The organism is Arthrobacter sp. Soil_C_60, from assembly GCF_057656375.1.
The window spans coordinates 63839-84887 of the sequence record NZ_JBDGKM010000001.1 but is presented as its reverse complement, the minus strand read 5'-3'; the positions used below and the strand labels follow the sequence as shown (position 1 = coordinate 84887).

General features: G+C 63.9%; 22 protein-coding genes. 8 read left to right on the top strand and 14 right to left on the bottom strand.

Annotated features, from left to right (window positions below):
- Window positions 1–96: 96 nt before the first annotated feature.
- Window positions 97–549, top strand: a complete 453-nt coding sequence (locus AC3A4M_RS00440) for an Lrp/AsnC family transcriptional regulator (RefSeq protein WP_074701154.1) — start codon at window positions 97–99, stop codon at window positions 547–549.
- 335 nt (window positions 550–884) lie between these two features.
- Here the strand turns inward: AC3A4M_RS00440 and AC3A4M_RS00435 are convergent, their stop codons facing one another.
- From AC3A4M_RS00435 to paaA, 6 genes are read right to left on the bottom strand one after another with little or no spacing between them, the layout of a single operon-like run.
- Window positions 885–1664 (bottom strand): enoyl-CoA hydratase/isomerase family protein, encoded by a 780-nt coding sequence (locus tag AC3A4M_RS00435; protein WP_498733115.1) that lies wholly within the window; start codon window positions 1662–1664, stop codon window positions 885–887.
- A gap of 53 nt (window positions 1665–1717) precedes the next feature.
- Window positions 1718–2908 (bottom strand): 1,2-phenylacetyl-CoA epoxidase subunit PaaE, encoded by a 1191-nt coding sequence (gene paaE / locus AC3A4M_RS00430; protein WP_498733113.1) that lies wholly within the window; start codon window positions 2906–2908, stop codon window positions 1718–1720.
- Window positions 2909–3448, bottom strand: a complete 540-nt coding sequence (paaD, locus tag AC3A4M_RS00425) for a 1,2-phenylacetyl-CoA epoxidase subunit PaaD (protein ID WP_264668769.1) — start codon at window positions 3446–3448, stop codon at window positions 2909–2911.
- Between the two features lie 45 nt (window positions 3449–3493).
- Window positions 3494–4321, bottom strand: coding sequence for a 1,2-phenylacetyl-CoA epoxidase subunit PaaC (gene paaC, locus AC3A4M_RS00420; RefSeq protein ID WP_498733111.1), 828 nt, complete (start codon window positions 4319–4321; stop codon window positions 3494–3496).
- Entirely contained in the window at window positions 4318–4650 is a 333-nt protein-coding gene (gene paaB, locus AC3A4M_RS00415) for a 1,2-phenylacetyl-CoA epoxidase subunit PaaB (RefSeq protein WP_139004649.1), read from the bottom strand. The genes paaC and paaB overlap by 4 nt, the downstream gene beginning before the upstream one ends.
- Window positions 4651–4673: 23 nt before the next feature.
- Entirely contained in the window at window positions 4674–5669 is a 996-nt protein-coding gene (gene paaA / locus AC3A4M_RS00410) for a 1,2-phenylacetyl-CoA epoxidase subunit PaaA (protein WP_498732016.1), read from the bottom strand.
- A 167-nt stretch (window positions 5670–5836) separates the two neighbouring features.
- Between paaA and AC3A4M_RS00405 the strand changes: the two genes are divergently transcribed.
- The 5 genes from AC3A4M_RS00405 (at window position 5837) to AC3A4M_RS00385 (ending at window position 11459) form a co-directional block, all read left to right on the top strand.
- On the top strand, window positions 5837–8068 hold the full coding sequence (locus AC3A4M_RS00405) for a S9 family peptidase (RefSeq protein ID WP_498733108.1): 2232 nt from the start codon (window positions 5837–5839) through the stop codon (window positions 8066–8068).
- Between the two features lie 165 nt (window positions 8069–8233).
- Window positions 8234–8725, top strand: coding sequence for a hotdog fold thioesterase (locus AC3A4M_RS00400; protein ID WP_498732019.1), 492 nt, complete (start codon window positions 8234–8236; stop codon window positions 8723–8725).
- Window positions 8726–8739: 14 nt separating this feature from the next.
- Window positions 8740–10080, top strand: a complete 1341-nt coding sequence (paaK, locus tag AC3A4M_RS00395) for a phenylacetate--CoA ligase PaaK (protein WP_498733106.1) — start codon at window positions 8740–8742, stop codon at window positions 10078–10080.
- 31 nt (window positions 10081–10111) lie between these two features.
- On the top strand, window positions 10112–10741 hold the full coding sequence (locus tag AC3A4M_RS00390; RefSeq protein WP_264668775.1) for a TetR/AcrR family transcriptional regulator: 630 nt from the start codon (window positions 10112–10114) through the stop codon (window positions 10739–10741).
- Window positions 10742–10871: 130 nt separating this feature from the next.
- The gene (locus AC3A4M_RS00385) at window positions 10872–11459 is read left to right on the top strand and encodes a hypothetical protein (RefSeq protein WP_498733104.1); all 588 of its coding nucleotides are present in this window, start codon (window positions 10872–10874) and stop codon (window positions 11457–11459) included.
- Between the two features lie 31 nt (window positions 11460–11490).
- On the opposite strand, the gene paaZ is transcribed toward AC3A4M_RS00385, so the two are convergent.
- Window positions 11491–13563 carry a phenylacetic acid degradation bifunctional protein PaaZ gene (gene paaZ, locus AC3A4M_RS00380; protein WP_498733102.1) on the bottom strand — a complete coding sequence of 691 codons (2073 nt, stop codon included), beginning with the start codon at window positions 13561–13563 and terminating at the stop codon, window positions 11491–11493.
- Between the two features lie 165 nt (window positions 13564–13728).
- Between paaZ and AC3A4M_RS00375 the strand changes: the two genes are divergently transcribed.
- Window positions 13729–14163, top strand: a complete 435-nt coding sequence (locus tag AC3A4M_RS00375) for a PaaI family thioesterase (protein ID WP_498733100.1) — start codon at window positions 13729–13731, stop codon at window positions 14161–14163.
- Between the two features lie 309 nt (window positions 14164–14472).
- Here the strand turns inward: AC3A4M_RS00375 and AC3A4M_RS00370 are convergent, their stop codons facing one another.
- Together AC3A4M_RS00370 and AC3A4M_RS00365 are read right to left on the bottom strand one after the other, a co-directional pair.
- The gene (locus AC3A4M_RS00370; protein WP_498733098.1) at window positions 14473–15186 is read right to left on the bottom strand and encodes a tyrosine-protein phosphatase; all 714 of its coding nucleotides are present in this window, start codon (window positions 15184–15186) and stop codon (window positions 14473–14475) included.
- 4 nt (window positions 15187–15190) lie between these two features.
- Window positions 15191–15802, bottom strand: a complete 612-nt coding sequence (locus tag AC3A4M_RS00365; protein ID WP_498733096.1) for a GNAT family N-acetyltransferase — start codon at window positions 15800–15802, stop codon at window positions 15191–15193.
- Between the two features lie 139 nt (window positions 15803–15941).
- Between AC3A4M_RS00365 and AC3A4M_RS00360 the strand changes: the two genes are divergently transcribed.
- A complete protein-coding gene (locus AC3A4M_RS00360) occupies window positions 15942–16856 on the top strand; it encodes an SGNH/GDSL hydrolase family protein (protein WP_498733094.1) in 915 nt (304 codons plus the stop codon).
- A 96-nt stretch (window positions 16857–16952) separates the two neighbouring features.
- Here the strand turns inward: AC3A4M_RS00360 and AC3A4M_RS00355 are convergent, their stop codons facing one another.
- The 5 genes from AC3A4M_RS00355 to AC3A4M_RS00335 all read right to left on the bottom strand — a co-directional run bounded on the left by AC3A4M_RS00355 (window position 16953) and on the right by AC3A4M_RS00335 (window position 20989).
- Window positions 16953–17816, bottom strand: coding sequence for a 3-hydroxyacyl-CoA dehydrogenase family protein (locus tag AC3A4M_RS00355; protein WP_498733092.1), 864 nt, complete (start codon window positions 17814–17816; stop codon window positions 16953–16955).
- Between the two features lie 5 nt (window positions 17817–17821).
- The gene (locus AC3A4M_RS00350; RefSeq protein WP_498634552.1) at window positions 17822–18625 is read right to left on the bottom strand and encodes an enoyl-CoA hydratase/isomerase family protein; all 804 of its coding nucleotides are present in this window, start codon (window positions 18623–18625) and stop codon (window positions 17822–17824) included.
- Window positions 18625–19836: a thiolase family protein gene (locus AC3A4M_RS00345; protein ID WP_074701138.1), complete on the bottom strand. Its 1212-nt coding sequence runs from the start codon at window positions 19834–19836 to the stop codon at window positions 18625–18627. The genes AC3A4M_RS00350 and AC3A4M_RS00345 overlap by 1 nt, the downstream gene beginning before the upstream one ends.
- Before the next feature lie 196 nt (window positions 19837–20032).
- On the bottom strand, window positions 20033–20518 hold the full coding sequence (locus tag AC3A4M_RS00340) for an SRPBCC family protein (RefSeq protein ID WP_498733089.1): 486 nt from the start codon (window positions 20516–20518) through the stop codon (window positions 20033–20035).
- A gap of 9 nt (window positions 20519–20527) precedes the next feature.
- Window positions 20528–20989, bottom strand: coding sequence for an SRPBCC family protein (locus AC3A4M_RS00335; protein ID WP_498733088.1), 462 nt, complete (start codon window positions 20987–20989; stop codon window positions 20528–20530).
- Window positions 20990–21049: the final 60 nt, after the last annotated feature.

The following is a 21049-nucleotide window of genomic DNA, read 5'->3' as shown; positions in this document are numbered from 1 at the left end:
ACTTCCGTCAAAAATCATGGAATTTTCAACGCAGAGGCCGTACTCTTATGGACGAATTGTAATTGTGAGCTGCCTAACTAAACGAGGTGTAGACGAATGACAGATGGCGATTCGCCGAAGCTGGACGACATTGACCGGAAGATCCTGTCTGAGCTCACCCGGGACGGCCGGCTGTCGGTAACGTCCGTAGCGGAGAATGTGCATATCTCCCGCGCACACGCGTATTCGCGTATCGCTCGTCTGACCGAAGCCGGAGTCTTGACGAAGTTCACGGCGCTGGTGGATCCGATCAAGGCCGGCTTGAAGTCTTCCGCCTACGTAACGCTGAAATTGCGGCAGCATTCCTGGCGCGAACTGCGGGAAGCGCTGCGAGCCATCCCGGAGGTCCATCACATCGCGCTCGTCGGCGGTAACTTTGACGTGATCCTGCTAGTGCGCGCCATCGATAACGTGGACCTGCGCCGGGTGATTTTTGACCAGATCCAGTCCATGCCCGGGATTCTGGACACGCAGACGTTCCTCGTGTTCGAGGACCTCGACACCCGATAATAGCCGGGCCCGGCAAGGAGACCTGGCCTATAAGCCGGATGTCTGAAAGCCGATATTAAGAAGCCCGAGTTAAACGGCAATGCCGCCGGATTCTTCCCGGCGGCTTTCCGTTAACCATGGTCAGGACTGGTGCGCTCCGACTGCAACAGCCTCGCGTCGCGGAACTGCCCTCCCCCATGTGGCCGCAGAAGCGGACCAGCCCTGCCATGCCTTGTGGGTTTCCCCAGCTCGGATCGTTTCATCGGGTTAGAAAATCGGTTTGATAAATTCTCTGCCCGGACGCATGACATGTCAAGGGTATGGAGGGGCCGGCAGTGGATCTGTCAGGAAGGCTGCTAGCCCTTGAATACCGGCTTGCGCTTTTCCTGGAACGCTTTGAAACCCTCGGCGTAGTCTTCGCTCTTGCACAGCTCGCCCTGGGCGGTGTTTTCCTCGTCGACGGCGGACCACAGTCCCAGCCGCTGGTCCCGGATGTTGGCCACCAGTTCTTTCGACGCGCGGAAGGCACCCGTTGCACCCTGGGCGACCTTGGCCACCGTGGCCCGGGTGCTGTCCAGCAGTTCGTCCGCCGGCATGGTCCGGCTGAACAGGCCGGCCCGGACAGCTTCTTCGCCGCTCATCAGGTCCGCCGTGTAGATCAGATCCAGTGTGCGGTGGGCGCCGAGCCGCTCGGTGAACAACCAGTGGCCGCCGGAGTCAAGCGTGGCGCCAATGTTGGCGAACGGCGAGCCGATCTTCGCGTTGTCGGCAACGTAAACCACATCGGTGGCGATGAGCAATCCCAGGCCGACGCCGAGGCAGGCACCTTGTGCCGCCGCGAACGTGGGTGCCGGGAAGGCAGCCATCTTCTTCAGCAGCGGCGTCACCAGATTGCCGAGGTAGCCGTACGCGTCATCGGTTTCGGGCACGACTCCGGAGATGTCGCGTCCGGCACAGAAGCCCCGGCCTTCACCCCGGAGCAGCAACGCGCGGACGGAACCGTCAGCGGCGGCCGCGGCGGCGTCGTCGTACGCCTTTTCCAGCTCAGCCAAAGCGTCTTCGTTGAGCGCGTTCATCTTCTGCGGCGCGTTCAGCACCACTTCGGCGACGTTGTTTTCGATCGACAACTCGATCATGCCCACGGTTTTCTCCTTCGGTGCAGGTGCAGTGCAGGTAACTTCAGCGGCGTTTACGCGTCGTAGTTGACGGTGATTTCATCGCCGGTGGGCCGGGTCTGGCAGGTCAGCACGTAGCCGCGCTCGATCTCTTCCGGCTCCAGTGCGTAGTTCTCCTCCATCTCGAAAGTACCGGAGACCACCTTGGCACGGCAGGTGCCGCAGACGCCGCCGGCGCAGGCGAAGGGAACGTCGGGACGGACGCGCAGTGCCGCGTTGAGCACGGTTTCGCGGGCATGCTTGGGGCTGGCCACCTGGGCGGAGAGTCCGTCGAGCTGGAAGTTGATTTCGTAGTTGTCCGCGGTCGGGTCCACCTCGACCGGGCGGCCGATGTTGCCCTGCGGCTTGTTCGGCTCGCCGGTGGTGAAGAGCTCGAACCGGATTTTCTCCGCCGGCACCCCGCGCTCGGCCAAGGTGTCCCGGCAGAGCTGGACCAATTCGAACGGACCGCAGAGGAACCACTCGTCGACGTCGTCAGTGCGCAGCACGTCATCGAAGAGGCTGGTGAGTTTTTCGGCGTCGATCCGGCCCGAAAGCAGCGGCGAGATGCGCTGTTCGCGGGAGAGCACGTGGTGCAGGGCAAAGCGGGCCGGGTACTTGTCTTTCAGGTCCGCCAGCTCCTCCACGAACATGACGTCCATGGCGGCCTTGTTTGCATACACCAGGTCAAAACGGACGTTGTCATTGGCGGCCAAAACGGTGCGGGCAATGGAGATCACCGGGGTGATACCGGAACCGGCGGCGAATGCCACGAAAACGTCTTCGGCGTCCGTGTCGATGGCCTCCGGGTGGTTGATCTCCGTCATCTGGTGCTTGGAGATGAACGCGCCGGTGGGGCTCATGACGTCCAGGACGTCGCCGGCCTTGAGGTTCTCGTTGGCCCAGTTGGAGAACAGGCCGCCGATGTCGCGCTTGATCGCCACGCGGATCTCGCCCGGGCGGGGCTCGGCGCAGATGGAGTAGCTGCGCCGGACCTCCTGGCCCTCCATCGTGGTGCGCAGCGCTACGTACTGGCCGGGGACATAGTCGTACTGGCCCTGCAGCTCCTCGGGCACGGCGAAGGTGACCTCGATGGCCTCGTCGGTGAGGCGGCGGACCTCGGCAACGCTCAGCGGGTGGAAGGAGCCCCGCTTCTTGGCCGGCGCGTCGGTGGCGGTACCGCCGGAAGCGTCGGAAGCTGAGGCCGGCGATGTGGAAGTAGTCATTTAGAGCACCTTGAAGTAATCGAAAGGTTCTTTGCACTCATTGCACTGATAGAGCGCCTTGCAGGAGGTGGAGCCAAACCGGGTCAGTTCACGGGTGTTGAGCGAGTTGCACTGCGGGCATTTCACACTGAGGCCCAGGCTGATCGGACCGGTGCGGAGGGCAGCCATGCCGGTGGGTGGCGCGATGCCGTACTCCTCAAGCTTGGCCTTGCCCGAATCCGTCATCCAGTCCGTGGTCCAGGCCGGCGCCAAGACGAGCCTGACCCGCACGTCACCGTAGCCTTGTTCGCCAAGGGCGGCAACGACGTCGTCCTTGATGGCATCCATGGCGGGGCAGCCGGAATAGGTGGGCGTGATGGTCACGTCCACCGCCGGGTTGCCGTTGTCGTCGAATTCTCCAGGCACGACGTCGACACTGCGCAGGATTCCCAGCTCGGCGATATTGATGACGGGAATCTCAGGGTCGCAGACCGTCGCCGCGATGTCCCAGGCCCGGGCTGCTTCAGCCTCGGCCGGGCGCACTGCTGTGTTGGTAGACATAACCTGCTCCGTTATCTTTCTTGACTCGTCTTGGCTGTTGCCGGTTTACCAGCTGGCGCCCGGGTGCTCGCGCGCGATGACCTGCATCTCCGCGAGGATGTAGCCCAAGTGTTCGCTGTGCTTGCCGGTACGGCCACCGGTCATCGCCGGCTGCACGTCGGGGAGCTCCAGCCCTGCTTCGTCCAGCACCTGCGCCACGAGCGCATCGAAGGGTTCGCGCATTTCGGACGGACGGGCTGCAACGCCGGCAAGGCGTTCGATGAGTTCGTCATCCTGGAACAGCTCCGCCACATAGGGCCAGACCGAGTCGAGGCCGGCCTGGATGCGGAGCTTGGACTCCTCCGTGCCGTCGCCGAGACGGATGGTCCACTGGATCGAATGGTCCCGGTGGTAGTCCACTTCCTTAAGTGCCTTGGCCGAGATGGCGGCGATGGTCTCGTCCGCGGAATCGACCAACCGCGAGTACAGCTCATGCTGGAAGATGGAGAACACCAACTGGCGGGCGATGGTCTTTCCGAAGTCACCGTTAGGCTGCTCGACCAGGAAGCAAGAGCGGAATTCCGCCTCGCCGCGCCAGTAGGCCAGGTCATCCTCTGACTTGCCCCAAGCGGAGCCGGCGTAGGTAAGGAACGAGCGCGCGTGTCCCAGCAGGTCCAGGGCGATGTTACCCAGGGCCACGTCTTCTTCGAGCTCGGGCGCACGGGAGATCCACCAGCCGAGCCGCTGGGCCAAAATCAGCGCGTCATCGCCGAGGCGCAGGGCATATTCGCCGACATCTTCGCCGACCTTGATACCACCGGCGACCCGCTCGGCTACGTCCTCGGGACGCAGGGCGTTGCCCGGTGTGATGCGTGTTGCGCTTTCGCCGCTCACAGGTGCTTCACCCCTTCGCTCTTCTTGTAATACGTAGCGTGCCGGTAGTCCTTGCCCTTGGGCGATTCGAAGAACTCACCCTTGGCATCCGGATCGCTGGCAATGATCGACGACGCCGGCACTACCCACAGCGATACGCCTTCGTTGCGCCGTGTGTACAGATCCCGCGCGTTGCGCACGGCCATCTCGGCGTCCGGTGCGTGCAGCGAACCTGCGTGCACGTGCGAAAGTCCGCGGGATGACCTGACGAAGACCTCCCAGAGCGGCCAGGGCGTCTTTTCCGGCGTGTGGCCGATTTCCGTGGCGGGGGTCTTGTCCGACGTCCCCATTGCGGTCTGGTCTGATGTTGCCATTAGGCTACCTGTGCTTTCTGTGCCTTCTTCGCTGCATAGGCAGCTGCTGCTTCGCGTACCCATGCGCCGTTCTCGTGCGCCTCGCGGCGGCGTTCCATCCGCTGGGCGTTGCAGGGGCCGCGGCCCTTGAGGACCTCGTAGAACTCATTCCAATCGAGCTCGCCGTACTCCCACTTGCCGGTTTCTTCGTTAAAGCGGATCTCATCATCGGGCAGGGTCAGTCCGAGGACCTTTACCTGCTCCTGGATCATGCCGACAAAGCGCTGGCGCAGCTCGTCATTGGAGAAGCGCTTGATGTTCCAGCGCATGGACTGCTGCGAGTTCGGGGATTCGTCGTCGTTCGGACCGAACATCATCAGCGCCGGAGCGTAGAAGCGGTTGACCGCGTCCTGGGCCATCTGCTTCTGCGCGGGCGTGCCGTTGGAGAGCTCGAGCAGGATCTCGAAGCCCTGCCGCTGGTGGAAGGACTCCTCCTTGCAGACCCGCACCATGGCCCGGCCGTAGGGACCGTAGGATGCACGGCACAGCGGCACCTGGTTGACGATGGCGGCACCGTCCACCAGCCAGCCGATGGCGCCCATATCCGCCCAGGTGAGCGCCGGGTAGTTGAAGATGGAGGAGTACTTTGCCTTGCCGCTGAGCAGCTGGTCGAAGAGCTCGTCGCGCGGCGTGCCCAGGGTCTCCGCCGCGGAGTACAGGTAGAGTCCGTGCCCGGCTTCGTCCTGCACCTTGGCCATCAGGATGGCCTTGCGCTTCAGCGACGGGGCGCGCGTGATGAAGTTCGCCTCCGGCTGCATCCCGATGATTTCGGAATGGGCGTGCTGGGAAATCTGCCGGGTCAGGGTCTTCCGGTACCCGGCCGGCATCCAGTCCGCGGGCTCGATCCGTGAATCCTCGGCGATGATCTTGTCAAAGTAGGCCTGGCCGGCCTCGTCCTCAGCGGACGGAACAGGCTGCAACTGTGCGTCCCGGGGGGATTGCGTCTGCGTTGCCATGATGGTCACCTCACTATGGGGGAAATTTCCGGCGCGAAATATTTACCGACCGTTCGTTCAGAATATAGTCACGTCGGCGAGACAGTCAAGCGTCGCGCGCCGAACGTTCGGTTCACCTGTGAGCCAAACCTGGCGGCCCTACACAGCCCGGTCTATATATTTGGGGCATGAGCCACTCTCCCGCAGACACCGCAGCAGACTCCCCCACCACCGGCACTGCCAACTCGACCGACCAGACCCCGTCCGCAGGACTGCCGCAGCCGCCGGTAGCCCGGAAGGAACCGGTGGAGCGCACGCATCACGGTGACACGTTCGTGGACAACTACGAATGGCTCCGCGAGAAGGAGGAACCGGAGGTTGCGGCCCACCTGCAGGCCGAAAACCAGTACACCGATGCCGTCACCGCCGACCAGCAGCCGCTGCGCGAGGCAATCTTCAACGAGATCAAGAACCGCACGCAGGAAACCGACCTTTCCGTCCCGGCGCGCAAGGACGGCTGGTGGTACTACGGACGGATGGAAGAGGGCAAGCAGTACGGTATCCACTGCCGGGTCAAGGCCCAGGACACCGGCGATACGAAGGCAGACTGGACGCCGCCGCAGGTTGAACCCGGCAGCGAAGTGCAGGGCGAGCAGATCTTGCTGGACGGCAATGCCGAGGCCGAGGGCCACCCCTTCTTCTCCCTCGGTGGCGCTGCGGTCACCCGGGACGGCAACCTCTACGCCTACGCAGTGGACAACGCCGGCGACGAGCGCTTCACCCTGCGGATCAAGGACCTGCGGACCGGCGAGCTGCTTCCGGATGTGGTGGAGAACGTGTTCTACTCGCTGGCACTCTCCCCCGACGGCAGCCAGGTCTTCTACACCGTGGTGGACGATTCCTGGCGGCCCTACCAGATCAAATCCCACACGCTCGGCACCAAGGTGAGCGCCGACGTCGTTGTTTATCAGGAAGACGATCCCGCGATGTGGACCGGCTTCGAGCTGTCCGCGGACCGTCGGCATCTGGTCATCGGGATCGGCTGCTCCGAATACAGCGAAACGCGCCTGCTTGATTTCGCGCACCAAGATGCAGGTCTGCGCACCGTTATTTCCCGCGACGAGCGCATCCTCTACGAGGCCGAACCGTTCCTGCTCGACGGGGTGGAGAAGGTCCTGCTCACGCACAACAAGGACGCGGTCAACTCCATGGTTTCCGTGGTGGACGCGGTCGAGTTCGCCAAGCCGCTGGCGCAGCAGCGCTGGGATACGGTGACAGCGCACGACGACGGCGTGCGGGTCAACGGCGCGGGGGTCACCGCTACGCACGTGGTGCTGTCCGTACGCAAAGACACGATCGAGCGCGTCCAGGTCATCCCGCTAGCGGGGCTGGGTACGCCTGGGCAGGCGCAGCCGGTGGAGCCAGACTTCGACGAGGAGCTCTACACGGCCGGCGTCGGCGGTTCCGACTACGACGCTCCGGTCATCCGGCTCGGCTACAGCTCGTTCCTGACCCCGCCCCGGGTCTATGACTACGAGCTGGCTACCGGGGAGCTGTTCTTGCGCAAGGAGACGCCGGTCCTGGGCGGCTACCGGTCCGAAGACTACGTCGCCGAGCGGGCCTGGGCCACTGCGCAGGACGGCACACAGATTCCGCTCTCGGTTGTCCGCAAGGCCACGGTGGAGCGCAATTCCGCCAATCCTGCCCTCATCTACGGCTACGGCAGCTACGAGGTCAGCATGGATCCGGGCTTCAACACCGCGCGGCTCTCGCTGCTGGACCGCGGCGTGGTCTTCGTCATTGCCCACGTGCGCGGCGGCGGGGAGGTGGGACGCAAGTGGTACGACGACGGCAAGAAGCTGGCCAAGATGAACACCTTTACCGACTTCATCGACGCCACCGACTGGCTCGCGGCTTCCGGCTGGGCTGATCCCGCGCGAATCGCCGCGATGGGCGGTTCCGCCGGCGGCCTGCTGATGGGTGCCATTGCCAACCTGGCGCCGGAAAAATATGCGGCCATTGTCGCCCAGGTGCCGTTCGTGGACCCTCTGACGTCGATCCTGGATCCGGACCTGCCGCTGTCCGCCTTGGAGTGGGAAGAATGGGGCAATCCGATCACGGACCCCGGAGTCTATGCCTACATGAAGTCCTACGCGCCGTACGAGAACGTGCACGAGGCTGCCTATCCGCGCATCGCGGCGGTGACCAGTTTCCACGACACGCGCGTGCTTTATGTGGAGCCGGCGAAGTGGGTTGCACGGCTGCGCGAGGCCACCACGGGCGCGGAGCCGATTGTGCTCAAGACGGAGATGGACGGCGGCCACGGCGGGGCCTCGGGCCGGTACGAAGCCTGGAAGGACCGGGCCTGGGACTACGCCTTCGTCCTTGCGGCCTTGGGTGCCCGCGAACTGATCCAGTAAAAGCTCCCTTTGGGAGAGTACGACGGCGGGCGGCTGCAGTTTCCGCGGCGGCCCGCTTGCGTCGCTGTGCTGCCGACCACCCTTCTGCGGAACCGGATGACTTGACTTGACTCACAATTCAGGATTACCTAATGAACATTCGGTAAAGAACAACGAGGGGTGCACATGACGGAAATCGACGTCGACACCAACCTCGGCGGGCAGCCCGACAGCCCCGCCGCGGAGTCTGCTGCGCCCTTCCACCCTGCCTTCGTCAACGATCAGGCCGCCGCGTGGATGGGCGTGGAACTGGTTCGCGCGGAGTTCGGTGATGTTGTCATCCGGATGCGCTTGCGGGACGAGATGCTCAACGGCTTCGGCATGGCGCAGGGCGGCATGATCTTCGCCTTCGCCGACGTCGCCTTCGCACTGGCCTGCAACGATCCGCACGGTGACGGCAGCACCATTACCGTTGCCTCCGGCGTCGATGTTAATTTCATGAATCCGGGGTTTTCCGGCCGTCAACTGACCGCCACCGCCACCCTCGTCAACCAGACCGGCCGCAGCGGTCTGTACGACATCCGCGTGACCCAGGAGTCCGGAAGCGGCGAGGAAGTCCTCGCCGAGTTCCGCGGCAGATCGCGTACCGTACCCAACCCCGCCGCCCAAAAGCACTAGCAAGGACCTCCTTAATGACCACCACCACCGGAACGAAAGCCCGCAAGTCCACTCCGGCTGAGCCCGAGACCCTCGATCCCGAGGAGCTGATGAGCCGGGACGAACTCGAAGCCCTGCAGCTGACGCGCCTGCAGCACACCGTGGCCTACGCCTACGAACGCGTGCCGATGTACAAAAAGAAGTTCGACGACGCCGGCGTGCGTCCGGAGGATCTGAAGGAACTGGCCGATCTGGCGAAGTTCCCGTACACGGACAAGGAAGACCTCCGCCAGTCCTACCCGTTCGGCATGTTCGCTGTTCCGCAGAACGAGGTCGCCCGAATCCACGCCTCGTCCGGCACCACCGGCCGGGCCACGGTTGTCGGCTACACCAAGGGCGATCTTGAACGCTGGGAGACGCTGTTCGCCCGGTCGCTGCGCGCCTCCGGCGTCAAGAAGGGCTGGAAGGTCCACAACGCGTACGGTTACGGCCTCTTCACCGGCGGACTCGGCGCCCACTACGGAGCCGAAAAGCTTGGCTGCACGGTCATCCCGATGTCCGGCGGCCAGACCGAAAAGCAGATCCAGCTGATCCAGGACTTCGAGCCGGACGCCATCCTCTGCACGCCCACCTACCTGCTGACCATCGTGGACGCCATGGAACGCAAGGGCCTGGACCCGCGCAAGACCTCGCTCAAGGTTGCCGTGCTCGGCGCCGAACCGTGGACCGAAGAAATGCGCCACGAGCTCGAAACCAAGCTCGACATCGACGCCTGCGACATCTACGGCCTCTCCGAAGTCATGGGCCCGGGCGTAGCCGGCGAGTGCATCGATTATAAGGACGGCTCCACGATCTGGGAGGACCACTTCCGCCCCGAGATCATCGATCCGACCACGGATGCAGTGCTGGCCGACGGCGAACACGGCGAGCTGGTGTTCACCTCGCTGACCAAGGAGGCCATGCCGGTCATCCGCTACCGCACCCACGACCTGACCCGGCTGCTGCCGGGCACGGGACGGGCAAGCATGCGCCGCATCGGCCGGATCACCGGACGCAGCGACGACATGATCATCCTGCGCGGCGTGAACCTGTTCCCCACCCAGATCGAGGAAATCGCGCTTCGGATTCCGGGCCTGAGCCCGCATTTCCAGCTCGAGATCACCCGGCCGGACCGGATGGACGAGCTGACCGTGAAGATCGAACGCCGGGACGACTGCACGGCCGAAACCGCCGCCACGGCTGCCAAGGACCTGCAGAAGCAGATCAAGATCCATGTCGGCTCCAGCTGCCGGATCGACATCGTTGAACCAGGCTCCCTCGAGCGGTCCAACGGCAAGCTCCGCCGGATCTACGACCTGCGCAAGAGCGAAAGCTGACCGACCGAACGTTCATGGAAAGATAGTTGTCATGGTGAAGGCGAAGAATCCGGAAACAGCCCGGCGCGGACGTCCGGGCTACGACCAGCAGTCGGTGCTGAGCGTAGCCGTAACCGTCTTCAACAAGCATGGCTACGAGGCAACCTCCATGGGCATCCTGGCGGAAAACCTCGGCATTTCCAAGAGCGCCATCTATCACCATGTTCCGTCCAAGGGCGATCTGCTGCGGCTGGCATTGGAGGAGGCGCTGGGCTCGCTGGAAGCAATTCTGGAAGAGCCCGGTGCTTCCGCCGGCCGGGCGGATGACCGGCTGGAGTACGTGCTGCGCCGGACCATCGACGTCCTGACGGAAAAACTCCCCTACGTCACCTTGCTGCTACGGCTGCGCGGGAACACCGAGGTGGAGCGCAACGCGCTGGAACGCCGCCGCGAATTCGACCACAAGGTCGCGGCCCTGATGGACGCGGCCCGCGAAGAGGGCAGCCTGCGCAGCGATATCGATCCGCGCACCACCACGCGCCTGCTCTTCGGCACGATCAACTCCATCGTCGAGTGGTACAAGCCCGGTGGAAAGCTGACCTCGCAAAAGCTGGCCGATGACCTGATTTCCATGATGTTCGACGGCCTTCACCTGCCAACGGCTGCCCGCGTTATCGCCTAACCGCTCTCCCGCCCCTGACCCCTGAACTGTTAGGCTGGCAGCAACCAACCGGCGTCAGGGGGACGTTATGGACTGGTTCGCGGATTTTCCAGGGGAAACCGGACCGTATATATGGATATCGCTGGCGAATATGGGTCTCACCATTGCCGGCATTGCACTCTTTGCCTACAGGTTTAGATGGGCATGGCTGTTTCCCGTCGCCACCACTGTGGCTTTTCTTAGTCTCAGCCTCCAGGCCCAAGGCATCAGGACAAGTTTCGGCCCGGTGCTCACGCTCACGGTTTGTGTCTACGGCCAATGGCGCTGGCAGCTGTACAAGGACGGAGCCACCGCCTCGATCCCGCTGAGGCGCGCCTATCCGGTGGAGTGGGGCATCGCGGCCGGACTGTTGATCCTCTTCACTCTGATCACAGGCTTTGCCGGCTTCGAACTGCTGTCGTTCGTCGGCCCGGGATACGTCCTGAGCAGCCTGCTGTCGTCCCTGCCACTGGTGATGTACCTCGGGTTCGCGCACGGTATCTTCGAGTCCTGGTATTTCGGTGCCGCTTTCGGGGCCCTGAACCTGGCCAGCCTGGCCGTGCTGGTCCCGGCCCCGCCTGCGGCATTCGTCTATACGGCCGTCGTCCTCGGTCTTTACGTGTTCGGACTGATTAAATGGAAGGCGGCCCTGAATCATCAGGGCCGCCTTGCTCCGGCAGCTCACCCTGCCGGCAGCTGATACCGCCGGGCAGGAGCAACCGTAACCGCTGCTACTTTTCGACGAGCGTCAGCACGTCGTAGGTGGCAACGATCTCATCGTTCTGGTTGGTCAGGACTGCATCCCAGGCAACCTCGCCGTACTCGTCCGTTTCACGCGGCGTGATCCGCTTCGCGGTCAGCGTCACGCGGATGGAATCCCCCGCTGCGACCGGCGTGATGAAACGCAGGTTCTCCAGACCGTAGTTGGCCAGCACCGGCCCCGGAGCCGGCTCCACGAAGAGGCCGGCGCCCCAGGCGAGCAGCAGGTAGCCATGCGCCACGATGCCCGGGAAGAACGGATTGGCCTCCGCAGCTTCCTGATTGGTGTGCGCGTAGAACGTATCCCCGGTCTCGTTCGCGAAGGCGGTGATGTCCTCCAAGGTGACCTGCCGCAGGTCCGAGCGCAGCGCGTCGCCGATCTTGAGTTCGGCGAGATTCTTCCGGAAGGGGTGCACCTCATCGAAGTTGCGGTCGGCGCCGGTATGCCAGACACCGGTGATCGCCGTGAGCATGTTGGGCGAACCCTGAACGGCGGTGCGCTGCATGTGGTGCAGCACAGAACGGATGCCTCCGAGTTCCTCGCCGCCGCCTGCACGTCCCGGACCGCCGTGGACCAGGTGCGGAACCGGAGAGCCGTGGCCGGTTGAGGTGCGCGCATCCTCGCGGTTGAGCACCAGCACGCGGCCGTGGTGGGCGGCGATTCCCGTCACCAGCTTGCGCGCCGTCTCCGGGTCATTGGTGGCGACGGTGGCGACCAGCGAGCCTGAGCCCATGGCTGCGAGCCGGATGGCGTCATCCAGGTCCTTGTAGCCGATGACGGAGGAAACCGGCCCGAAGGCCTCGCGCGAGTGCACCGCTTCCGCCTCGGCGTCGGCAAATTTCAGCAGCACCGGGGACATAAACGCGCCGTCGTCGACGCTCCCCACGGTTCCGTCCTGCAGGGTGACCTTCGGCGAATCCAACGTTCCGTACGCCAGTTCGCCGCCGGCGTCGAGCATTTCCTGAACTGCCGCGCGCACATCGGCAAGCTGCTCCAGCGAAGCAAGGGCCCCCATGGTCACGCCTTCGGCCCGTGGATCGCCGACGACAACCCGCTCCTCAATGCGCGCACGCACGGCGTCGATGACGTCCTGCACACGCTCCGTCGGGACGATGGTGCGGCGGATGGAGGTGCACTTCTGGCCGGCCTTGGCCGTCATTTCGGTGACCAGTGACTTGATGAAGGCATCGAACTCAGGGGTGCCCGGCACGGCGTCGGGACCCAGGATCGCGGCGTTCAAGGAGTCAGCTTCGGCCGTGAAGCGGATACCGCCCTGGGCGACATTCGGATGGGACTTCAGCAGGTTGGCGGTGGTTGCCGAACCGGTGAAGGAGACCGCGTCGCGGTAGTCAAGGTGGTCCAGCATGTCCCGGGCGGAGCCGGAAATAAGCTGCAGGGAACCGGCCGGCAGAATGTTGGACTCGATGATGAGCTTGACCGCGGCAGCTGTGACGTAACCGGTGGGAGTGGCCGGTTTGACGATGGTGGGAACGCCCGCAATGAACGCCGGCGCGAACTTCTCGAGCATGCCCCAGACGGGGAAGTTGAAGGCGTTGATCTGCACGGCCACACCCGGAATGCGGGTGTAGATGTGCTCACCGACGAAGGAACCATCCTTGGCGAGCACCTCGGCGGGCCCGTCGATGACAACCTGTGAGTTCGGCAGTTCACGCCGGCCCTTGGAACCGAACGTGAAAAGGACGCCGATGCCGCCGTCGATGTCGATCATGTTGTCGATCTTGGTGGCGCCCGAGCGGTGGGAGAGCTCGTAGAGGGCCTCACGGCGGCTGTTGAGGAACTGTGCCAGTTCCTTGAGTTTCAGCGCACGCTGGTGGAAGGTCAGCTTGCCCAATTCGGTCTGGCCGACGCTGCGGCCGTACCGCACCATTTCTGCCAGATCCAGCCCGTCCGTACTTACCTGGGCCAGCACATCGCCTGTGCTGGCGTCACGGACCTCGGTGCCGGTTACCCCGGATTCCGGCGTCCACCAGGCGTCCTGGACGAAACTCGGCACAAATTCAACACCAACGGAGGTTGTGGTCATCGTTGACTGCCCTTTCCTTCTCTGGGGACGAATCGCAGTATCGTCCACAGTATCGACAAGCATCTGAACAACGCAGGATAAACAAACTGAACGGTCGTTCGGTAACATGTCTACACTACATGAATGCGTCCTAAGCCGACAGGACGGAAGGGTCAGGATCGACTAATGCAGCCGGATATCAAGACAGAAACCGAGCAGGACCAGCCGTGGAAGATTGTCCTCGGTGAATTGGACGAGAAGATGGGCGTAAAGATTCTGGAAAAGTCCGCCCAGCGCGTGGTCGCCACCATGCCGGTAGAGGGAAACAGACAGTCTTTCGGCCTGCTGCACGGCGGTGCCTCGCTGGCGTTCGGCGAGGCTATCGGATCCTGGGCGGCCGTGATCCATGCCGGCAAGGGCCGCTCCGCCGTCGGCGTCGATGTCTCGGCCACGCATCACCGTTCAGCGCGCAGCGGTACGATCACTGGGATCGCCACCGCCATCCATCTGGGCCGCACCACCACCAGCCATGAGGTCGTGATTTACGACGACGAGGAACGCCGGCTCTGCTCCATGCGCATCACCAACCTGATTCTGGACCGCCCCAAGCCCGGCGAATAGCCGCCTGCTACTCAGGAAAGACCAGTAAAAAATCGAGTAGTGAAGATCCTCACTTCTCCATGGACTGGCCGGTAGTGTTTCAAGCACGAAGCCCGCACCGGCGTCAGCGGAGGCCCGGCAGACCGCCCAGCAGCAATGCTGACGGTAAAGCAGCCACCATCCGCGGACTCCAGCCCCGCACGTTCACAACGAACATGACGACGGCGGCGGGCGGACCGCCAGGTGCAGCACCGTGTAACGCATCACTCCCTCGGCGGCGTTGGGGAAGGCCGCGGTGGCAGCTTGGGGAAGCTGCCACCGCCGCCAGAGTCAGTCCAGGTGCAGCCGGTTCCGCAGCTGCCGCAGCTCCGTCTCGCCCAGGCCGTTCCGCAACAGGTACTGCGCGGCGTCGAACCCCTCCGCGGCTGCCTCCACTGCCGCGCGGGTGTCTTCGATCCGTGCGGCCAGCTCCGGCCCGGAAAGGTACCGTTCGATCGGATGCCGATAGGGACTAATGCGATGCCACTCATTGATGCCGCGCAGACCGAATTCGTAGTGGTCCGCAATAGTGCCCGTATCCGCGCCAAGGAGGTTCAGCAGCAGCATCGCGATGAGGCCGGTGCGGTCGCGTCCGGCGGAGCAATGAATAACGACGGCGCCCTCCGCCGCTGCGAGCGTACGGGCTATCGCCGTGATCTTGTCCGGAAAGAGCCGGAGATTGTCAGGGTAGGAACGCGGATGGCTCAGGTAGGGCCCGCTGAGCTCGCGGAACTCCGCGTGGTCGGGTTCTTCCGTCGGGCAGTTGAGCACGGTGAAGGGCGAGCGGGCTTCGACGGGGACCTCGGGATCCGTCTCGCGGCGCGAGCGCTCCCCTACGTTCCGCAAATCGACCACGGTGCGCACGCCGTCGTCGTACATCTGGCGCCACCCGGTTTCGGTCAGCCATTCCGAACGGCCCATGCCGAAAATGTCGCCGGCGATCCGGCGCGCATTGACCGCGCCGTCCCACTCCATTGGGCGGATCCGCTCCAGCCGTGCCGTCATGCCCTCAGCGGTTCCCTGCGTCGGGACGGACCTTGTCCAGCCGTGCCTGGAGCCCGCGCTTGACGATGGGCCACTCGGAATCGAGCACGGAGTAGACAACAGTGTCGCGCACGGTCCCGTCCGGCATTTTCGTGTGGTTGCGCAGCACGCCGTCCTGCTTCGCACCGAGCCGTTCGATGGCTTCGCGGGACTGGCGGTTCATCCAGTGGGTCCGGAACTCCACTGCTCGGCAGCCGAGCTTTTCGAAGGCGTGGGTCATCAGGAGCATCTTGCTGTCAGGGTTCGCGCCGGTCCCCTGCGCGCTGGCCCGCGTCCAGGTGTACCCGATCTCCACGCGCGGGGTGTCCGTGTCAATGTTGCAGAAAGTGGTCATGCCCAGGACGACGCCGTCGGAAAGCCGGCTGACGGTGAACGGCAGCATGGTCCCCTGGTCCTGTTTTTCCATCCGGCGCCGGATCTCCAGTTCCATGGTCTCCGGGGAGGGAACCCGCGTGTACCAGAGGTTCCACAGCTCGCCGTCGCGTACAGCATCCTCCAGCTCCGGCATGTGGCGTCTTCGCAAGGGCTGCAACCGGACGTACTTGCCGGTCAGGGTCAGCGGCTCGAACAGTGGCATGGACTCATCTTAGAACCTTGGAAAAACCTTAGGATCCTGAACCTGCCGTCGGCCTTCACCGGCGTGTCGAAAAGATTCGCTCGGGCGACACGGAGTGAAACGTGCCACGTCGGCAGCGGCCAAGGGTATTTTGGGACGCATGAATGCTAATTTTCGGGGCCGTACCGGCCTGCCTAAGCGCCTGGGGGCGCTGACAGTTCTGGTCGCCGGTCTTGTAGCCGGGTCTGTCGCTGCACCTGCCGTCGCCCATGAGGACTCCGTTGATCTGGTTGTTCTCGGCGACTCCTACTCCGCCGGCCTCGGCGCCGGCACACCCGCTCCGAGCACCGTTATCGATGATCCCAGGTGCTTGGTCACTTCCTCCGGATATGCTGACGCGCTTGCCGAGCGGCAGCGCGCTGTTGAACTCACCGCTAACGCCGCGTGCTCAGGTGCCTGGGCCGGCAGCGGACCGTCCGAGCCGGTCAACGAGGACGTCCCCGATGTCCCGCAGCAGATTCAGCTCGCAACGAAAGATGGCCTGCTTGGATCCGGAACGGACCTCGTGACCCTGACAGCAGGAGGCAACGACGTCCAGTTCAGCCGCATCATCGGTGCCTGCATGACGCAGGATTTGTCGATCTGCAAGGCAACAGTGAAGCACGCCGAAGACGTAGCCAGATACCAAGTCGTCACGGCGCTGGAAGACGACTACCAACTCATCAATGACTCAGCATCAAACGCGACCATCGTCGCACTCGGCTATCCGCACTTGTTCTCAACCGAAGGGGCCACGGCCTCGCCCCTGTCTCCCGAAGCCGCGAAAGTATTCAACGACGGCGTAGACACCCTGAACAACATCATCAAGAGGACGGCGGAAGATTCAGAGGCCAAGGTCGTGTACGTGGATGTCACCAAGCGATTCCGAAATCACGGGATCGGGTCTTCAGAACCGTGGATCAACTTCGATCCCACCAACTTGGGGGACTACAACAACTTCCATCCGAATGAAAAAGGCTATGAGAAGGGCTACGCGAAAGTCCTGAAACCGGTAGTCCGTTCCTTGCGGCACTAGTAGGCCGCCGCAACAAAAGTATAAACAATCGCCCGCCGGAGAAGCTCTCCGGCGGGCGATTGTTTGCCTGCTCAGTTCGTGGCGGTCGGGACGTGCCTAGCTATCCCAGCTGAAGAAACCCTTGCCGCTCTTGCGGCCCAGCTCGCCCTTGGCCACCTTGTCGCGCAGGATCTGCGGCGGCGCAAAGCGCTCCCCCAGGGTGGAGTGCAGGTACTCCGCGATACCCAGGCGAACGTCCAGGCCCACGATGTCCGTGGTCTTCAGGGGCCCCACCGGGTGCTTGTAGCCGAGCACCATGGCCGCATCGATGTCTTCCGCCGAGGCCACGCCCTCTTCAACCATGCGCATGGCTTCCAGGGCGATGGCCACACCCAGCCGCGAGGAAGCGAAGCCGGGGGCGTCATTGACGACGACGGCGGTCTTGCCCAGCGACTGGACCCATGACCGGGCTGCGGCGCCGAGTTCTGCCGAGGTTCCTTCGGCCAGCACTACCTCGACCAGCAGCGAAGCCGGTACCGGGTTGAAGAAATGCAGTCCGCAGAAGTTGGCGGGCCGCTCGAGCTGTTCGGCGAGCTTGCCCACCGAGAGCGACGAGGTGTTGGTGGCCAGCCAGGCGTTCGGCGGCAACTGCGCTTCCACGGCTTTGAGCGCCGTCGACTTCAGTTCGAAGTCTTCCGGCACCGCTTCGACTACCAGACCGCAGCTGCCGAAGGAGTTGTAGTTGACCGAAACCGCCAGCCGCTGGGTCAGCGCCTCAATGGTCTCGGTGGTGGTGCCCCGCTGCACGCTCTTGAGCAGCGCATCGGTTACCCGGCGGCGCGCGCCTTCGGCGGCGTCGTCGTCTCGTTCCACCACCACTACCTCGGCACCGGCGGTCAGGAAGGCGTGGGCGATGCCCGCACCCATGCGGCCGCCGCCGAGCACGCCTACTTTGCTAGGTACCGTATCTACTGTTTCCATGTGGCTTACTTGCTTTCTGTCTGCTTTTCCTTGGCCGCGCGCTTGGCAGCGCTCTTATCCAAGAACGCCTGCATGCGATCGAATTTGGCTTCGGATTCGAACAGGATTCCCTGCGCGATCGTGTCGATAACGGGATGGACTTCCCGCGGAGTGTGGAACACGCTCTTGGTGATCCGGACGGCCAGCGGGTCCTGGGCCCCGATCCGGTCCGCCAACGCGTGGGCGGCGTCGATCAGGACGTCGGCCTCGTGGACCTCCGTGACCAGGTGCACCGCGAGGGCTTCCTGCGCACCCAGGATGCGGCCCGCCAGCAGGATTTCCTTGGCCAGCGGTTCGCCGACCAGCTCCTTCAGGCGCCAGGTGGCTCCCGCGGCTGCCATGATGCCCAGATTGGTCTCGGGCTGGCCGATCTTCACGCTTGGCGTGGCCAGACGGAAGTCCGCGGCGTAGGCCAGTTCCGCACCGCCGCCGAGGGCATAGCCGTCAAGGGCGGCGATGACCGGCATGGGCAGCTGGGCGATCCGGTTGAAGATGGTCGAGTTGATCCCGGCCAGGGCATCTTCACGACGGCGTTCGCGCAGCTGCGCGATATCCGCACCTGAGGCGAAGATCCCCTTGCCGTTGACCTGCGTGCCGGAGAGGATCATGATCCGCGGCTGGCGCTCCAGCACCGCGCAGATGGCGTGCAGTTCATCGACCATGGCCTGGTCGATGGCGTTGCGGACCTCCGGCCGGTTCAGCTGGACATGGATGCGGTCTTCGCGCTCTTCGACCAGCAGGGTGGAGAATTCGTGCGCGTCGAACAGCATCAGACCCGCTCGATGATCATCGACGTGCCCTGGCCCACGCCCACGCACATGGTGGCCAGGCCGCGCTGGGCGTTCTCGCGTTCCATCCGGCCCAGCAGTGTCACCACCAGACGTGAGCCGCTGGAACCGAGCGGATGCCCCAAAGCGATGGCGCCGCCGTCGTTGTTCACGATGCTTTGGTCGATCTTCAGGTCGCGTAGCACGGCCAGGGACTGCGTGGCGAAGGCTTCGTTGAGTTCGACTGCACCGAGGTCCTCGACGCTCCAGCCTGCCTTGTCCAGCACCTTGCGGGTGGCCGGAACCGGACCGACGCCCATGATTTCCGGGGCCACACCGGCGGAGGCGCCTTCCACAATGCGGGCTCGCGGGGTCAGTCCGAACTTCTTCACGGCCGCCTCGGACGCCACGATGATCGCGGATGAGCCGTCGTTGAGGGAGCTGGAGTTTCCGGCGGTGACGACGCCGCCGGGCTTGATGATGGGCTTCAGGCCGGCGAGGACCTCCAGGCTGGTGCCCGGGCGCGGGCCCTCGTCCGTGTCGACGACGGAGGTGCCCTTGCGGCTCTTGACCGTGACGGGGACAATCTCGTCCTTCAGCCGGCCGCCCTCGATGGCCGCGATGGCCCGCTCGTGCGACTGCACGGCGAAGGCGTCAGCGTCCTCGCGGGAAATGCCGTAGACATCGGCGACCTCTTCCGCCGTCTCCGGCATGGAGTAGGTCATTTTGCCGTCGCGGGACAGGTCGCCCTTGGCGAAGCGCTCGTTGACGAACCGCCAACCGATGGACGTGTCGAACTGCTCGCCCGGCTTGGCGAAGGCCTTCATCGGCTTCTCCTGCACCCAGGGCGCACGGCTCATCGACTCGACGCCGCCGGCCACGACAATGTCCGCGGCGCCGGCCTTGATCATGTGCGAGGCCATGATGATGGCGCTCAGCCCGGACGCGCAGAGGCGGTTGACGGTGATGCCGGGCACGTGATCTCCGTAGCCGGCCAGCAGCCACGCCATGCGCGCAACGTTGCGGTTTTCCTCGCCGGCACCGTTGGCGTTGCCGAAGATGACCTCGTCCACAGCATCCGGATCCACGCCCGCACGGTGCACGGCTTCCTTGACCACGAGCGCGGCCAGATCGTCCGGGCGTACCGCGGACAGTGCGCCTCCATAGCGGCCAACCGGGGTACGGGCCCCGCCAATCAGGAATGCCTCAGCCATTGAATTTTCCCTCGCGCTCGAGTGTCTTGGATGACGATGTGCGGACGGTTCCGACGGATTTTGCCCGGCAGAAATTACCGACCGACCGTTCTATAAAGAATCCCACGCGCGCTGGCGAGGGTCAACTGAAGCCGCAGTCCAAGGCGTTACATGACACCGGGTGCTGACAACACAACGACGACGGCGGATGGCGTACTTACTGCCTGAGCGCCTGGCTGTAGTGCCGCACGAGTTCTTCAACGGACTGCCCGGTGTCGCCGGAACCATCGAGAAAAGTCGCCAACTGCTCGAGGCAGCCATGCCAGCCGGCAGCAACGTTGGCAACCATGGCCGGATCCTGAATGGTGTTCGTGAGCATCAGCAGACTGCCGCCGGCATCGGGCTGCAGCCGCCAGCGAAGCACTTCCTGGTCCCAGCTGAAGGCGAGCAGGTGCGGCGGATCCAGCTCCAGGACCTTGCCCTGGTCAGGTTCCTCGTCGGAGAAGCGGAATTCGATGACTCCGCCAACCCGCTGTTCCAACCGGACAGCACAAGGGAACCATGCCGAGAGTTCCGAGTCGTCGCTCAGCGCGCGCCACAGCCGCTCGATGTCCTGGCCGTACCGGCGGCGGAAACGCAACACCGGCTGGCCTTCCACCGTGCTGTCCAGACTGACATCCACCTTGAATTTTCCTGCCGTCATACTTCCTCCTCAGGCGCGGTTTTCGGCCTTGGCCGCGATGTCCTTCAAGTCCTGCGCCATAGCTTTGCGGGCCGCGTTCATGCCGAACTTGCCGAACACGGCCATCATCAGCTTGGTCAGCGCGCCCGGGCGGGCCTGCTCGGCACCGAAGAACATTGTCAGTTCCGTACCGCCCGGCACCGGGCGCAAGGTGAAGCGGGTGGTGTAGTCGGCGCCGCCGGACTGCGCCTTACCCGTGGTGGCATGGGGAGCCTGGGCGTCTGCAACCCACATCTCTTCGGTGGCTTCCTTCCCCATCATTTTCCGGGTTTCCCGCCAACGAAAGCCTTCGGTGTAGGGACCGGGCGTGAGGACTTCCACCTTGGTCACGCCGGACAGAGTTCCCGCGGCTCCCTCAATATCCGTCAACACCTCCCAGACGGCCTCGACCGGTGCGTTCACGTGCTGGGTCAATTCCAGTTGATGCGCCATTGATTCCTCTGGTTTCTAACAGGTGTATCCGCGTTGGTCTGCCCAACACAGTAGCCCATG

Coding starts and splice junctions, on each gene's coding strand:
- AC3A4M_RS00440 (WP_074701154.1), top strand. CDS start 97: ATGACAGATGGCGATTCGCCGAAGCTGGACGACATTGACCGGAAGATC.
- AC3A4M_RS00435 (WP_498733115.1), bottom strand. CDS start 1,664: ATGATCGAGTTGTCGATCGAAAACAACGTCGCCGAAGTGGTGCTGAAC.
- paaE (WP_498733113.1), bottom strand. CDS start 2,908: ATGACTACTTCCACATCGCCGGCCTCAGCTTCCGACGCTTCCGGCGGT.
- paaD (WP_264668769.1), bottom strand. CDS start 3,448: ATGTCTACCAACACAGCAGTGCGCCCGGCCGAGGCTGAAGCAGCCCGG.
- paaB (WP_139004649.1), bottom strand. CDS start 4,650: ATGGGGACGTCGGACAAGACCCCCGCCACGGAAATCGGCCACACGCCG.
- paaA (WP_498732016.1), bottom strand. CDS start 5,669: ATGGCAACGCAGACGCAATCCCCCCGGGACGCACAGTTGCAGCCTGTT.
- AC3A4M_RS00405 (WP_498733108.1), top strand. CDS start 5,837: ATGAGCCACTCTCCCGCAGACACCGCAGCAGACTCCCCCACCACCGGC.
- AC3A4M_RS00400 (WP_498732019.1), top strand. CDS start 8,234: ATGACGGAAATCGACGTCGACACCAACCTCGGCGGGCAGCCCGACAGC.
- paaK (WP_498733106.1), top strand. CDS start 8,740: ATGACCACCACCACCGGAACGAAAGCCCGCAAGTCCACTCCGGCTGAG.
- AC3A4M_RS00390 (WP_264668775.1), top strand. CDS start 10,112: ATGGTGAAGGCGAAGAATCCGGAAACAGCCCGGCGCGGACGTCCGGGC.
- AC3A4M_RS00385 (WP_498733104.1), top strand. CDS start 10,872: ATGGGTCTCACCATTGCCGGCATTGCACTCTTTGCCTACAGGTTTAGA.
- paaZ (WP_498733102.1), bottom strand. CDS start 13,563: ATGACCACAACCTCCGTTGGTGTTGAATTTGTGCCGAGTTTCGTCCAG.
- AC3A4M_RS00375 (WP_498733100.1), top strand. CDS start 13,729: ATGCAGCCGGATATCAAGACAGAAACCGAGCAGGACCAGCCGTGGAAG.
- AC3A4M_RS00370 (WP_498733098.1), bottom strand. CDS start 15,186: ATGACGGCACGGCTGGAGCGGATCCGCCCAATGGAGTGGGACGGCGCG.
- AC3A4M_RS00365 (WP_498733096.1), bottom strand. CDS start 15,802: ATGCCACTGTTCGAGCCGCTGACCCTGACCGGCAAGTACGTCCGGTTG.
- AC3A4M_RS00360 (WP_498733094.1), top strand. CDS start 15,942: ATGAATGCTAATTTTCGGGGCCGTACCGGCCTGCCTAAGCGCCTGGGG.
- AC3A4M_RS00355 (WP_498733092.1), bottom strand. CDS start 17,816: ATGGAAACAGTAGATACGGTACCTAGCAAAGTAGGCGTGCTCGGCGGC.
- AC3A4M_RS00350 (WP_498634552.1), bottom strand. CDS start 18,625: ATGCTGTTCGACGCGCACGAATTCTCCACCCTGCTGGTCGAAGAGCGC.
- AC3A4M_RS00345 (WP_074701138.1), bottom strand. CDS start 19,836: ATGGCTGAGGCATTCCTGATTGGCGGGGCCCGTACCCCGGTTGGCCGC.
- AC3A4M_RS00340 (WP_498733089.1), bottom strand. CDS start 20,518: ATGACGGCAGGAAAATTCAAGGTGGATGTCAGTCTGGACAGCACGGTG.
- AC3A4M_RS00335 (WP_498733088.1), bottom strand. CDS start 20,989: ATGGCGCATCAACTGGAATTGACCCAGCACGTGAACGCACCGGTCGAG.